Origin of the sequence: Stutzerimonas kunmingensis (assembly GCF_032106285.1) — a bacterium.
Lineage (GTDB): Bacteria > Pseudomonadota > Gammaproteobacteria > Pseudomonadales > Pseudomonadaceae > Stutzerimonas > Stutzerimonas kunmingensis_B.
Genome location: NZ_DAMCPO010000025.1, coordinates 1 through 13,370 on the forward strand (window position 1 = coordinate 1; position 13,370 = coordinate 13,370).

The 13,370-nt window shown below is 59.8% G+C and carries 15 protein-coding genes; 8 read left to right on the top strand and 7 right to left on the bottom strand.

Translation table 11 applies throughout. The features are described 5' to 3' along the window. The 5 genes from RT582_RS17720 to RT582_RS17740 all read left to right on the top strand — a co-directional run. Positions 1-240: hypothetical protein (locus tag RT582_RS17720; RefSeq protein WP_313478909.1), on the top strand; the 240-nt coding region annotated here is incomplete at its 5' end. Continuing rightward, positions 224-1,561: a TRZ/ATZ family hydrolase gene (locus RT582_RS17725; RefSeq protein ID WP_313478911.1), complete on the top strand. Its 1,338-nt coding sequence runs from the start codon at positions 224-226 to the stop codon at positions 1,559-1,561. The genes RT582_RS17720 and RT582_RS17725, both read left to right, overlap by 17 nt. A gap of 145 nt (positions 1,562-1,706) precedes the next feature. After that, positions 1,707-2,405 (top strand): bifunctional 2-polyprenyl-6-hydroxyphenol methylase/3-demethylubiquinol 3-O-methyltransferase UbiG, encoded by a 699-nt coding sequence (ubiG, locus tag RT582_RS17730; RefSeq protein ID WP_023444774.1) that lies wholly within the window; start codon positions 1,707-1,709, stop codon positions 2,403-2,405. Continuing rightward, entirely contained in the window at positions 2,405-3,076 is a 672-nt protein-coding gene (gene mupP / locus RT582_RS17735) for an N-acetylmuramic acid 6-phosphate phosphatase MupP (RefSeq protein WP_014820631.1), read from the top strand. Before ubiG ends, mupP begins: the two co-directional genes overlap by 1 nt. Positions 3,077-3,162: 86 nt before the next feature. Continuing rightward, a complete protein-coding gene (locus RT582_RS17740; protein WP_313478913.1) occupies positions 3,163-3,903 on the top strand; it encodes a YciK family oxidoreductase in 741 nt (246 codons plus the stop codon). Positions 3,904-3,969: 66 nt separating this feature from the next. Here RT582_RS17740 and rluB read toward each other — a convergent pair whose 3' ends face one another. From rluB to prmB, 5 genes are all read right to left on the bottom strand, one after another. Further along, a complete protein-coding gene (rluB, locus tag RT582_RS17745) occupies positions 3,970-5,103 on the bottom strand; it encodes a 23S rRNA pseudouridine(2605) synthase RluB (RefSeq protein ID WP_041014290.1) in 1,134 nt (377 codons plus the stop codon). 112 nt (positions 5,104-5,215) lie between these two features. Further along, positions 5,216-5,860, bottom strand: a complete 645-nt coding sequence (locus RT582_RS17750; RefSeq protein WP_313285565.1) for a bifunctional 4-hydroxy-2-oxoglutarate aldolase/2-dehydro-3-deoxy-phosphogluconate aldolase — start codon at positions 5,858-5,860, stop codon at positions 5,216-5,218. A 17-nt stretch (positions 5,861-5,877) separates the two neighbouring features. Next, a complete protein-coding gene (gene pgl / locus RT582_RS17755) occupies positions 5,878-6,591 on the bottom strand; it encodes a 6-phosphogluconolactonase (protein ID WP_313478917.1) in 714 nt (237 codons plus the stop codon). Next, positions 6,578-8,047 (bottom strand): glucose-6-phosphate dehydrogenase, encoded by a 1,470-nt coding sequence (gene zwf / locus RT582_RS17760; protein ID WP_313478919.1) that lies wholly within the window; start codon positions 8,045-8,047, stop codon positions 6,578-6,580. Before zwf ends, pgl begins: the two co-directional genes overlap by 14 nt. A gap of 237 nt (positions 8,048-8,284) precedes the next feature. Continuing rightward, positions 8,285-9,208 (bottom strand): 50S ribosomal protein L3 N(5)-glutamine methyltransferase, encoded by a 924-nt coding sequence (gene prmB, locus RT582_RS17765; RefSeq protein WP_102833517.1) that lies wholly within the window; start codon positions 9,206-9,208, stop codon positions 8,285-8,287. A gap of 312 nt (positions 9,209-9,520) precedes the next feature. Between prmB and RT582_RS17770 the strand changes: the two genes are divergently transcribed. The 3 genes from RT582_RS17770 (at position 9,521) to folE (ending at position 11,456) form a co-directional block, all read left to right on the top strand. Continuing rightward, positions 9,521-10,117, top strand: a complete 597-nt coding sequence (locus RT582_RS17770; RefSeq protein ID WP_014820638.1) for a cysteine hydrolase family protein — start codon at positions 9,521-9,523, stop codon at positions 10,115-10,117. A 140-nt stretch (positions 10,118-10,257) separates the two neighbouring features. Then, positions 10,258-10,815, top strand: a complete 558-nt coding sequence (locus tag RT582_RS17775; protein ID WP_014820639.1) for a Smr/MutS family protein — start codon at positions 10,258-10,260, stop codon at positions 10,813-10,815. 95 nt (positions 10,816-10,910) lie between these two features. After that, positions 10,911-11,456 carry a GTP cyclohydrolase I FolE gene (gene folE, locus RT582_RS17780; protein WP_003282585.1) on the top strand — a complete coding sequence of 182 codons (546 nt, stop codon included), beginning with the start codon at positions 10,911-10,913 and terminating at the stop codon, positions 11,454-11,456. Positions 11,457-11,501: 45 nt separating this feature from the next. On the opposite strand, the gene RT582_RS17785 is transcribed toward folE, so the two are convergent. Further along, positions 11,502-12,104 carry a glutathione S-transferase family protein gene (locus RT582_RS17785; protein WP_313478924.1) on the bottom strand — a complete coding sequence of 201 codons (603 nt, stop codon included), beginning with the start codon at positions 12,102-12,104 and terminating at the stop codon, positions 11,502-11,504. Between the two features lie 39 nt (positions 12,105-12,143). Continuing rightward, positions 12,144-13,310: an aminotransferase-like domain-containing protein gene (locus RT582_RS17790; protein WP_313478927.1), complete on the bottom strand. Its 1,167-nt coding sequence runs from the start codon at positions 13,308-13,310 to the stop codon at positions 12,144-12,146. Positions 13,311-13,370: the final 60 nt, after the last annotated feature.

Consider the following 13,370-nt stretch of genomic DNA (forward strand, 5'->3'; position numbering starts at 1 on the left):
GCCGGAAGTGGTGCGCATTATAGGAGCCTGAAAATCAACGTCAACCGTTTATTTCAGTTTTATTCAGATGACGGCCAAGCGAGTCAAAAAGTACCGTCCGTACGAGCGATACCAGCCACAACTGTATATAAGGATGCACGGCAAACATCGCGGCTCTCTCGTTTCTTCAATCCTACGCCACCAGCCATTACACTAGCCCTCTTCTCCTCAGTCATGGCTTCACATGTCCCGGCAAAGTGATGCACCGCTCGATCTTCTTTTATTTCCGACCTGGCTCGTTCCGGTGGAGCCGGCTGGCGTGGTGCTGAAGGGGCACGGTCTCGGCGTTCGAGATGGACGCATTGCGCTCATCGCTCCGCGTGCCGTAGCACTCAAGTATCAGGCGATAGAAACGCGAGAGCTTGAGGGTATGCTTCTCGCTCCAGGTCTGATCAATGCGCATGGCCATGCCGCGATGACTCTTTTTCGTGGACTTGCTGATGACCTGCCCCTGCAGCGCTGGCTTAAGGATCACATCTGGCCAGCCGAGTCGCGTTGGGTCGACGAGGATTTCGTTCGCTGTGGCACCGAGTTGGCAATCGCCGAGCAACTAAAAGGTGGGATCACCTGCTTTTCTGACATGTACTTCTATCCCAGCGTCGTCAGCGAGCTGGTACACAAGCACGGTGTGCGAGCGCAGATCACCATCCCGGTTCTTGACTTCCCGGTTCCCGACGCTCGCGATGCGGATGAAGCGCTACGCAAAGGTGTAGCGCTGTTCGACGATCTCAAGCATCACCCCCGAATCACGATCGCCTTCGGGCCTCATGCTCCTTATTCGGTTGCGGACGACAAACTTGAAAGCATTCGCGTTCTGGTAGCGGAGATGGATGCAGGCATCCATATGCACGTCCATGAAACCGCTCATGAAGTCCAGGAGGCGCTGCGGAAACACGGTGAGCGGCCGCTGGCGCGACTAGCGAGATTGCAGCTGCTAGGGCCGCGTTTTCAGGCAGTGCACATGACCCAGGTCGATGATGACGATCTCGCGCTGCTCACCGAGCATAACTGCAGCGTTATTCACTGCCCAGAATCCAACCTCAAGCTCGCCAGTGGCTTCTGTCCGGTCGAGCGCCTTTGGGAAGCAGGAATCAACGTGGCAGTCGGCACGGATGGGGCTGCAAGCAATAACGACCTGGACCTGCTAGGCGAAACTCGTACGGCAGCGCTGCTGGCGAAGGCCGTCGCCGGCTCGGCCACGGCACTGGACGCCCATCGCGCTCTACGCATGGCCACACTGAATGGCGCCCGAGCGCTGGGCATCGATGAGCACACCGGTTCTCTAGAGATAGGCAAGTTCGCCGATCTGGTCGCGCTGGATCTTTCCGGTCTGGCGCAACAACCGGTATACGACCCGGTATCCCAATTGATCTACTCCACCAGTAGAGACGCGGTGCGACATGTATGGGTAGGCGGTAAGCAGCTGCTGGAAAGCGGCCGCCTTACGCGAATGGATGAGCAGCAAGTGATTGCGAACGCTCGCCAATGGGGCGAGAGAATTTCGAGCACCGATCGACATTGAAGGTGTGAAACCGACCATACACAGCTTCTGCGCGACCAATGACATACGAACCACGGTGGCTACGATGCCCCGACCTTAGCTGAAGCTGGCAACATGAGCCCTTGCAGCTCAAGCTTCTCCCTCAAGCTTTCAAACGGACCGGATCATGAGCAACGTCGACCACGCTGAAATCGCCAAATTCGAAGCCCTTGCACATCGTTGGTGGGATCGCGAAAGCGAGTTCAAGCCGCTTCACGAGATCAATCCACTGCGAGTGAACTGGATAGACGAGCATATTGCTCTGGCGGGCAAGAAGGTAATCGATATCGGTTGCGGAGGCGGCATTCTCAGCGAAGCCATGGCTCAGCGAGGCGCTCAGGTCACCGGTATAGACATGGGTGAGGCGCCGCTTTCGGTAGCGCGCTTACACCTGCTGGAATCCGGACTCGAAATCGATTATCGGCAGATCACTGCCGAAGCCATGGCCGAGGAAGCTCCCGAGCAGTTCGATGTGGTCACCTGTCTCGAAATGCTCGAGCACGTGCCGGACCCGGCGTCGGTCATCCAGGCCTGCTGTGCACTGGTCAAGCCAGGCGGGCAAGTCTTCTTCTCGACGATCAACCGCAACCCGAAAGCCTATGCATTCGCCATCATCGGCGCTGAGTACGTATTGCAACTATTGCCGCGCGGTACCCACGATTTCAAGAAGTTCATCCGCCCCTCGGAGTTGGGTGCCTGGAGCCGCGATGCGGGCCTGGCCGTCAAAGACATCATCGGCCTTACCTACAATCCGCTCACCAAGCACTACAAGCTGGCTGCGGACGTCGATGTCAACTACATGGTCCAGACCATCAAGGAGGCATGATGCGCCTGCGCGCTGTTCTGTTCGACATGGACGGTACTCTGCTTGATACCGCTCCTGACTTCATTGCCGTCGTGCAAGCCATGCGAGCCGCCCGAGGGCTGGCACCGGTTTCCGAACAACAGGTTCGTGATGTCGTGTCAGGCGGCGCGAGGGCCATGGTACTCAGCGCTTTCGAGGTCGACCCACTATCGGCTGAGTTCGAAGAGCTGCGTCTCGAGTTCCTTGCTCGGTATCAGGAGAACTGCGCGGTGCACAGTCATCTTTACGATGGTATGGCCGAACTGCTCGACGAGATCGAACGGGCGAACCTGATCTGGGGCGTAGTGACCAACAAGCCGCTGCGCTTCGCCGAACCGATCATGCATCAGCTGGGCCTGGCTTCCCGCTCCGCTGTGCTGATCTGCCCTGATCATGTCACCAAGAGCAAACCTGATCCCGAACCCATGCTTCTGGCGTGCAGCCAGCTCGACCTTGACCCATCCGCGGTTCTGTTCGTCGGCGACGACCTGCGAGACATCGAATCAGGCCGCGCGGCAGGCAGTCGTACAGCCGCAGTACGGTACGGCTACATTCACCCCGAAGACAACCCGGGAAACTGGGGCGCTGATGTGGTGGTAGACCACCCGCTGGAGCTCCGGCAAGTCCTGGATAGAGCACTGTGCAGTTGCTGAAACGGCGACAGCGCAAACCTTCCTAGCTTTATCGTCCGGCGAACATTCGTCCGGGCGCCACCTACCATCGATTCAAGAGGCATCCGATGTTCGAGTATTCCGCCCGCCCCGACTTGCTCGCTGGGCGCACCATTCTGGTTACGGGAGCCGGCCGCGGCATCGGCGAAGCTGCCGCGAAAGCCTATGCGGCACACGGAGCAACCGTACTGCTGCTTGGCAAGAATGAAGACAACCTGAACCGGGTTTACGATGACATCGAAGCCGCGGACCATCCTCGTCCTGCCCTTATTCCGTTCAATCTGGAAACCGCGCTGCCGCACCAGTACGACGAACTGGCCGCCATGATCGAGCGCGAGTTCGGTCATCTCGACGGCCTTTTGCATAACGCGGCGATCGTTGGTCCGCGGACGCCGCTCGAGCAGTTGTCCGGCGACAATTTCATGCGCGTGATGCAGGTGAATGTGAACGCAATGTTCATGTTGACGAGCACACTGCTGCCGCTGCTGAAGCTAGCCAAGGACGCTTCGGTGATCTTCACGTCGAGCAGTGTCGGCCGCAAGGGGCGTGCATATTGGGGCGCCTACGCTGTATCGAAGTTTGCCACCGAAGGGCTAATGCAGGTGCTGGCGGATGAACTGGATGACACCGCTGCGGTCCGCGCCAACAGCGTCAATCCGGGGGCCACTCGTACCGACATGCGCGCGAAGGCTTATCCCGGCGAGAACCCGCTGGTGAACCCGCTCCCAGAGGAAATCATGCCTGTCTATCTGTACCTGATGGGCCCGGACAGCATCGGGGTTAATGGTCAGGCGCTGGACGCGCAATAACCAAGGCCTCCAAAACAAAAACGCTGCGCAGCGGCTTCGCCCACTGCGCAGCGCTGGATACAACGATCAGGTGCGTTTGCTACGCCCGAAGCCTGGACGCTGACCATCTCCGGCCGGCCTTTTACCTGACCCCGACGGACGCCCTGCCCCGTCACTACGCTTACCACCTTTACGCGTCTCGCCCGGACGCTCAGCGACCGGCGTTCCGCGAGGCTTCTCACTACGCCCGTCGCTGACACGCGGCTTGCGCCCGCCTTCGCTACCCCTCGGTGCCCGCGGCTTGTCCGACACAGGCACATCGGCCTCGCTTGACGAACGCAACACCCGAGGTCGCCGCTCACCGCGGCTCAGCGGCTTCGCCACCTTACGCTGCATGCGGTCGATCTTTTCCTTGGCCTTGGCTTTCATGCTCGGCAGTGCAACCGGCTTTAGCCCGACTTCCTGGCTGAGAATGTCCACCTCGGTTTGCGACATTTCACGCCAGCGTCCCATCGGCAGATCGGAGGTCATGAAGACCGGACCGAAACGCACACGCTTCAATCGACTCACGACCAGTCCCTGCGATTCCCAGAGACGGCGAACCTCGCGGTTACGGCCTTCCATCACCACGCAGTGATACCAATGGTTGAAGCCTTCACCGCCGGGCGCCTCCTGGATGTCGGTGAAGCGTGCCGGACCGTCTTCGAGCATCACGCCGGTCTTCAGCCTTTCGATCATCTCGTCGTCGACTTCCCCACGCACCCGCACCGCGTACTCGCGGTCCATCTCATAGGATGGATGCATGAGGCGGTTGGCCAGTTCGCCGTCGGTGGTGAACAGCAGCAGGCCGGTGGTGTTGATGTCGAGGCGACCGATATTGATCCACCTCCCCTCCTTCGGGCGCGGCAGACGATCAAATACCGTTGGGCGCCCTTCCGGATCGTTGCGTGTGCAGATCTCGCCGTCCGGCTTGTTGTAGATCAGTACTCGGCGGACTACTTCGCTGACTTCTTCCCGCTTGAGCAGGCGACCGTCGACTGCGATCGCATCATGAGAGTCGACGCGCTGGCCCAGGCTCGCAACCGCGCCATTGACCTTGACACGGCCTTCGGAAATCCATTTTTCGACATCGCGGCGCGAAGCCATGCCCAGACGGGCCAGGACTTTCTGCAGCTTTTCGCCGTGAGTAACGTGAGTGCTTGTTTCTTCGTGCTCGGTCATCTGGGCACCTCCCGGTGTGGCAATCCGATTGAAAGGGCGCGAATCATACGCGCATCGCTGCAGCTACGCACCAACCACAGCGTAGCAGTGATCCCGACCTGCGCTGGCGAGATCAGCCCAGTGCGGCCAGCGCCTGAACAGTACGTTGCTGAATACCGGCCCAGTCGCCCGAACTGAGGCTCGCACCATCGATCATCCAGGTACCACCGACGCACATCACGTTCGCCAGGGACAGATATTGCGCGGCATTTGCTGCGTTTACGCCGCCGGTCGGGCAGAAACGCACGTCGGCAAAGGGGCCGCCGAGCGCCTTCAGCGCAGCGATGCCGCCACAGATCTCTGCCGGGAAGAGCTTGAAGCGGCGATAACCCAGCGCGTAGCCCTCCATAACATCCGATGCGCTACTGGTGCCTGGCAGCAGTGGCACCGAGCAGCTCACCCCCGCTTCCAGGATTTCCCGCGTGGAACCGGGTGTGACGATGAACTGCGCCCCTGCCGCCTCCACTTCATCCATCATGCGTCGGTCCAGAACGGTACCAGCGCCGATGCAAAGATCAGGACGCTCTTCACGTAGCCGTCGAATGGCTGTCAGGCCATGACTGGATCGCAGGGTGATCTCCAGTGTACGAAGGCCGCCAGCAGCCAATGCATCAGCAAGAGGCAGTATCTGCTCTTCGCTACCGATGGTGATGACCGGCAGAATCCTCGACTCTACACAGATTCGTTCAATCAGAGCGTTCTTCTGGTCCATGGTCATGCGGAAGTCCTCGGGCCTCACGGGCACCAATAGATTTCGAGCGGGGAATGCAGGAATGCGCGAATCGGCATCTGCAGCGGATCGACATTCAGGGCCGCGCGCAGGGTTTCGAGCTTGTCAGCACCCTGGATAGCCAGGCACTGCATTCGAGCACCAGCGAGCAGCGGATAGGTCATTGTCAGACGTGCCTGCGGATCGACCGGCGCCTGCATCGGCAGGCACCGCTCCAGGCAGTCATCGCGCAACGCATGCGCCAGCTTTGGGTTGCCGGGGAACAACGAGGCCGTATGACCGTCATCTCCCATTCCCAGTATCAGCACGTCGATAGGCCGCTGCAGCTGCACCAGGGCGTGGTCAGCGAGTGATGCGGCCTGCTCGAGGGATTCGGCCGGGTGGTACAGCCCGATCAGCCACGCCTCACGTGCCGCGTTCTGCAGCAAATGGCGCCGCACCAAGCCTTCGTTGCTGGCCGGATTGGTCGCAGGTACCCAGCGTTCGTCAGCCAGGCTGATCTGCACCTTCGACCAGTTCAATTCTCGTATCGACAGGGCTTCGAAGAATGCGATCGGACTGCGCCCACCGGATACGACGAGACTGACAACGCCATGTGTCTGCACCGCGTAGGCCAGCGCCTTGGCCACATTGTCAGCCATCAGTTCAGCTTGCCGCTGCGGATTGGCCGAACTATGCGCCACCACACCGGTAGGAAGATCCAGTTCAGAGATCGCCATACCACGCCCTCCCATCGCGTGTGATCAGTGCAATCGAAGCGACTGGCCCCCAGGAGCCAGCGGGATAAAGCTTGAGCTCTGCGCCGAGACGATTCCAGCCCTCGATCAGCTGGTCGCACCACTGCCATGCGTACTCGATTTCATCCCTGCGCACGAACAGGTTCTGGTTGCCCTGCATGACCTCGAGCAGGAGGCGCTCGTAGGCGTCTGGAATGCGCGTGCTCTTGTAGGTTTCGGAGAAGTTCAGCTGCAAGGGTCCGCTGCGCAGATGCATGCCCTTGTCTAACCCCTGCTCCTTGGTCATCACCTGCAGCGAGATGCCCTCGTCAGGCTGCAGTCGAATGATCAGGCGATTGCTGATCAGCGCTCGCTGTTCGGGCGCGAAGATGTAGAAGGGTGGCTCCTTGAAATGAATCACTATCTGCGAAAGCTTCTGCGCCATGCGTTTGCCGGTTCGCAGATAGAACGGCACGCCCGACCAGCGCCAGTTGCAGATATCGGCACGCAACGCGACGAAGGTTTCCGTACTGCTTTCGGCGTTCGAGTTCTCCTCATCCAGGTAGCCAGGTACCGAGACACCAGCAACGTTGCCGGCCGCGTATTGGCCCCGCACCACCCGCTGATGAAGGGATTCAGCAGTGATCGGTGCCAGCGCCTTGAGGACCTTTACCTTTTCATCACGGATGCTGTCCGCAGTCAGGTTGCTCGGCGGGTCCATGGCGATCAGGCAGAGCAGTTGCAGCAAATGGTTCTGAACCATGTCGCGCAGTTGTCCAGCCTGGTCGAAATAACCCCAGCGTCCTTCGATGCCGACCGTTTCGGCCACGGTGATTTCTACATGGGAGATATGGTGCTGGTCCCACTGCGTCTCGAACAGGCTGTTGGCGAAGCGTAGCGCGATGAGGTTCTGTACCGTTTCCTTGCCGAGATAGTGGTCGATGCGATAGATGCGGTTCTCGGGAAAGTGCTCGGCGACCGCATCGTTGATGACACGCGAAGAAGCTAAGTCATGACCGATGGGCTTTTCCAGAACGACGCGCGCCTGCTCGGCGAGCCCTGCCGTAGCCAGGAACCTGCAGATATCACCGTAGACCGCCGCGGGTGTCGCGAAATAGGCGATCAGAGGCTGCTCGGCCGGCACGCAGTCACGCAGCGCCATGTAATCCTCGGATCGACGAAAATCCATCGCCAGATAGTGAAGCCGGGCGCTGAAGCGACTGAGGGCCTGCTCATCGAACTCGGCCTTGGGAACCCGCGTACGCAATGCTTGCTCGATTCGCGCCTTGTGCGTGGCCGGCTCGCCGCTCTCACGGGATAGCGCCAGTATCTGGGTATCGGCATGCAGCAGGCCGGCGCGATCCAACTGATACAGCGCGGGAAACAGCTTGCGCAACGCTAGGTCGCCCAGGGCACCGAACAACGCGAATGTGATGGGTTCTACCGTAATGCCTGGCATGGTCCGTCCGCTTGAATGCAGGGTTCAATGACGTGCAGCGCGAGCACGACGATGATCGGTCAACGATAGCGAGGATATCGCGCTCCTCGCCTTCCGATCAGACGCCACATGCTACAGACCACTCAGCGGCTCAAATGCTCAGCAGTCGACGGGAAAATCCCAAGGTTGCCCGTGCCCACAGGAACAGCGCAAACACCTGAGCGCGACAGCGAGGTCGTTAAAGGGCACGGAGCTGAGTCAGCTTCCCGCGACGCGTGCACGGAACAGGGCCTGATGCTTACGGCACTGCTGCGCCGCAAGCAGGAAGACACCATGCCCCCCGCGCGAGAACTCCAGCCAGGTGAAATCCACTTCGGGATAAAGGGCCTGGACATGAACCTGACTATTTCCCACTTCGACGATCAGGATGCCATCGTCAGTGAGGTGATCCGCGGCCTCGGCGAGCATACGTCGCACCAGATCCAGCCCGTCTTCACCGCATGCCAGGCCAAGAGCCGGCTCGTGATGAAACTCAGCCGGCATGTCGTCGAAATCTTCGGCATCGACATATGGAGGATTGGAAACGATCAGATCGAAACGTTGATTTGGCAGCCCGTCGAAGCCATCGCTCTGCACGGTATAAACCCGCTCTTCGAGTCCGTGATGCTCGATGTTTTGGTTGGCGACCTCGATCGCATCGAACGACAGGTCAGCGAGCACCACCTCGGCCTTGAGAAACTCGTAAGCGCATGCGATGCCGATGCAGCCCGACCCCGCGCACAGATCGAGAATCCGCGTGGGCGTGCCAGGCAGCCAGGGTTCGAAGCGGTGCTCGATCAGCTCACCAATCGGCGAACGTGGGATCAGCACGCGCTCGTCGACGATGAAGGGCAAGCCGCAGAACCAGGCTTGCCCGAGGAGATAAGCGGTCGGCACGCGTTCCTCAATACGGCGACGCAGCAGTTCCTGTAAATGCTCGCACTCGTCGAGCTCGAGGCGGCAATCCAGATAGCTGTCAGCCATTTCCCATGGCAGGTGCAGCGCACCCAGCACCAACTGGCGCGCGTCATCCCAGGCATTGTCGGTGCCATGGCCGAAGAACAACTGCTCCGCCTGAAACCGGCTGACGGCCCAGCGGATATGGTCACGCAGCGTACGCAAGCGGGAGAGCGAAGCGGTCACAAGGGCATCTCCTGTAAAAAGGGCGCGAGTGTAGCAGGCATACGAAAACCCGAGCCATGTCTGCTAAGGCCACGCGAGCAAGGCTCTCGAGCCATCCACTTGGGCTGTAAATACTCAATTCGTTTCAACACCAGGCGTGCGACCGGCATTACCCTTTGGCTCGCGGTCGGGACTCGATATCTCCGACATATCGTGCGCCCATGCAGTTCGACCGAGCAGTCAGCACAACGACCAGCGAAACATGAGCCGGACGGTTCACATCGGCGCATTCTGGCGCCACAATCAGCCCCCTCACAGCACAAGGAGCCGAAAATGACCAAGCCACAGACCATGCTTCAGCTCAGTGGCCGCAGCTACAACCCGGCGACGCTGACGAATGCCACCTTGCTGGTCATCGATGTGCAGGAAGAGTACCGCAGTGGTGTTCTTGCCCTGCCTGCCCTGGATCGGGCACTTCCGGAAATCACCCGTCTACTGGCAGCTGCGCGCGAAGCTGGCGCGCCGATCGTGCATGTGCATCACCTGGGTATCAGCGGTGGTCTTTTCGATCCGCAGGGCTTCCGCGGACAGATCATGCCGGAAGCAGCACCGCTGCCCGGCGAGGCAGTGGTTGCCAAACGCCTGCCGAACGCTTTCTCCGGCACCGAACTCCACGAACTGCTGCAGAAGCTGGGTCGCCTGGATTTGATCGTTTGCGGTTTCATGACCCACTCCAGCATCAGCACAACGGTTCGCGCCGCCAAGGATTACGGCTATCGCTGCACACTGGTGGACAGCGCCTGTGCCACACGCAATCTGCCGATGGGCGAAGGCAGCATCGATGCCGAGCAGGTGCACCGCATCGAGATGACCATTCTTGCCGACAACTTTGCCGTTTGCGTGCAAGACGCTGCGGCGCTGGCGCGCTGAATACCCACTATCCGAACGCCGAACGAGCTGGCAGCCTTTCCAGACACTCTCTGCATGATGCAAGCAAAAGTACGCCTGGATGGAAGCTCGTCCGCCAGGCGCTGTGGCTGGGGTAAACTGCCATCCTGTTTGGAGGCCCCATGCAAGACGACGACTTCTCTCTCTTCCAATCGGCTGTGCGCGGCGTCAAGCCGATCAAGCACGACCGCGCCGAAACCGGCAAAGTGCGCAGCAATCGCGAACAGATCGCGACTCGCCGCAGCAACGCCACCGTCAGCAACGAAACCACGCGCGTCGACGGATTATCGGATCAGTTCGTCATCGACGTAGGTGCCGAGGACGAGCTTTATTGGGCCCGCGACGGGGTTCAGGACAGCCAGGTCCGCAAGCTCAAAGCCGGACAGATCCCATTCGAGGGAAGTCTCGACCTGCATGGCATGAGCGTCGAGAAAGCCCGGGAGCTGTTATGGGACTTCATCGCCGAAGCGACGCGGCTCGAAGTGCGCTGCGTCCGCGTGACCCATGGCAAGGCGGCAAGGCTCGACGGCAAGCGGCCACTGATCAAGAGCCACGTCAACACCTGGTTGCGGCAGCATCCGCAAGTGCTCGGCTTCACCTCCTGCCTGCCACGTCATGGCGGCACCGGCGCCATTTACGTGATGCTCAAACGCACCATGCTTGAAGGCCGGGACGAATGAGCCGAGGCCAGCGTCTCGCTCGCCATACTTGCCAGCCGAGCGGCGGCCCCCTACCCTTCGCGTTCGCGACCCCATGAAGCCTGACAGGTAGCTCAATGTCCCTGGAACAACACTACACCGCGATCCTCGGCCAACTCGGCGAGGACGTTAGCCGCGAAGGTCTGCTCGACACGCCCAAGCGCGCCGCCAAAGCCATGCAGTACCTGTGCAAGGGCTATCAGCAAACCCTCGAGGAAGTCACCAACGGCGCGCTGTTCACGTCAGATAACAGCGAGATGGTGCTGGTCAAGAATATCGAGCTGTACTCGCTGTGCGAGCATCACATGCTGCCTTTCATCGGCAAGGCACACGTTGCGTATCTTCCCAATGGCAAGGTACTCGGCCTGTCGAAGGTCGCTCGCATTGTGGATATGTATGCGCGCCGCCTGCAAATCCAGGAAAACCTGACCCGTGAAATCGCCGAGGCGATGCAGCAGGTTACCGGCGCATCAGGTGTGGCGGTAGTCATCGAAGCCCAGCACATGTGCATGATGATGCGCGGCGTGGAGAAGCAGAACTCGTCCATGGTCACATCAGTGATGCTGGGTCAGTTCCGCGATAACGCCGCGACCCGTAGCGAGTTTCTCGGCTTGGTGAAATAGCACCGAGCCCACAGTAAAACAGGGCCTTGCGGCCCTGTTTTTCGTTCAATCGTACATGCCTACATGCCGCGGATGACTGGCGACACGTTGCAGCCATCGGCGAATTGCGGGATAGCCTTCGAGGCTGAACCCTCCCTCTTCAGCCACATGCGTGTAGGCATACAGCGCAACGTCGGCAATCGAGTAATGCTCACCCACCAGGTAGGGCGTGCGTAGCAACTGCTGCTCCATAACGTTCAACGCATGGTAGCCATCGAGCTGCTTGGCTTCGTACTCCTCACGGCGATCCTCGGGCATGCCGAGATACACCTTGATATAGCGGGCGACAGCCAGGAACGGCTCATGGCTGTACTGCTCGAAGAACTGCCACTGCAGCACCTGGGTACGCAGCCGCGGGTCCGCTGGCAGAAACTCGCTGCCGTCGGCCAGATAGTTGAGGATGGCGTTGGACTCCCACAGGCAGGCGCCATCCTCCAACTCAAGAACCGGAATCTTGCCATTCGGATTCTTCTTGAGAAACTCCTCGGAGCGGGACTCACCGCGAAGGATATTGATCGGAATCCATTCGTACGACTGGCCCAGCAGGTGCAGCATCAGCTTGACCTTGTAGCAATTACCCGACCGGTAATCACCATAGACTTTCAACATGCTCCCTCCCATCGACCCACAACGCAGGTCAGCGATATCTCAGGCGGCTTCCAGCGCTTTACCTTCGCGGATGACCTGCGCCAGACGACGCACCCCTTCTTCCATTCTCTCAGCAGCCACATGGCTGAAGTTCAGCCGCAGATAACCGGGATTAGCGTCCGGGTCCACGAAAAAGGGCTCACCAGGCATGAACACCACATCATTGGCGAGCGCGCGATCAAGCAGGGTTCGCGTATCCAGCGGTTGCTTCAGCGTCAGCCAGAAGAACAGCCCTCCCTGCGGCAGCTGCCAGGTCGCGAGATCACCGAAGTGCTCGCTGAGCGCAGCCTGCATGGCATCACGACGAACGCGATAGAAATCGCGAAGCTCCGCCAGATGCGCCTGATACCGCTCGCTACCCAGCCACTGCAGCGCCTGCCACTGCCCAATGCGGTTGGTATGTAGATCAGCCGACTGCTTCAGTCGTAGCAAATAAGGGAACAGATCCGGCGAGGCGATCAGATACCCCACCCGCAAGCCAGGCAGCAGCGTCTTGGAAACCGTACCGGTGTAGATCCAGCTAGCACGTTTCAGACGCGAGACGATCGGCTTGGCACTGCCCTGATCGAATACCAGCTCACGATATGGCTCGTCCTCGAGCAGCGTCACGCCAAACTCATCCAGCAATGCTGCGACAGCATCACGCTTGGCTTCGCTGTAGCGAACGGCGGATGGATTTTGGAACGTAGGAATCAGATAGGCAAAAGCAGGCGCGTGCTGCTCCAGCGTTGCGCGCAGGGCAGCCAAATCCGGACCATCAGCCTGCTGGGGAACTGCCAGACATTCAGCTCCGAACAATTGAAAGGACTGCAGAGCAGCGAGATAGGTTGGCGCCTCGACCAGCACCTCTGTTCCTGAGTCGATAAACAGCTTCGACGCGAGATCAAGCGTCTGCTGCGAGCCACTGACGATCAACACCTGACTGGCTTCGCAAGGCACGCCAAGCGCCCGCGCCTGGGCGGCAATAAGTTCACGGAGAGCGGGCTCGCCTTCGCTCATCCCATACTGCCCCATGCTTGCGGGCAGTTCTGCCCAATCAACGATCGGCAGCATCGCCTCAGCCGGCAACCCGCCAGCGAAGGACATCACTTCCGGGCGCTGGGCTGCAGCGAGGATTTCACGAATGAGAGAGCTTTTAAGGCGAGTAATACGTTCGGAGAAGGCCATTTCCATACCAGATGCGAGGCGCTGCAAAATAAGTCAAACTTCTTGACCGAAATTACGCCT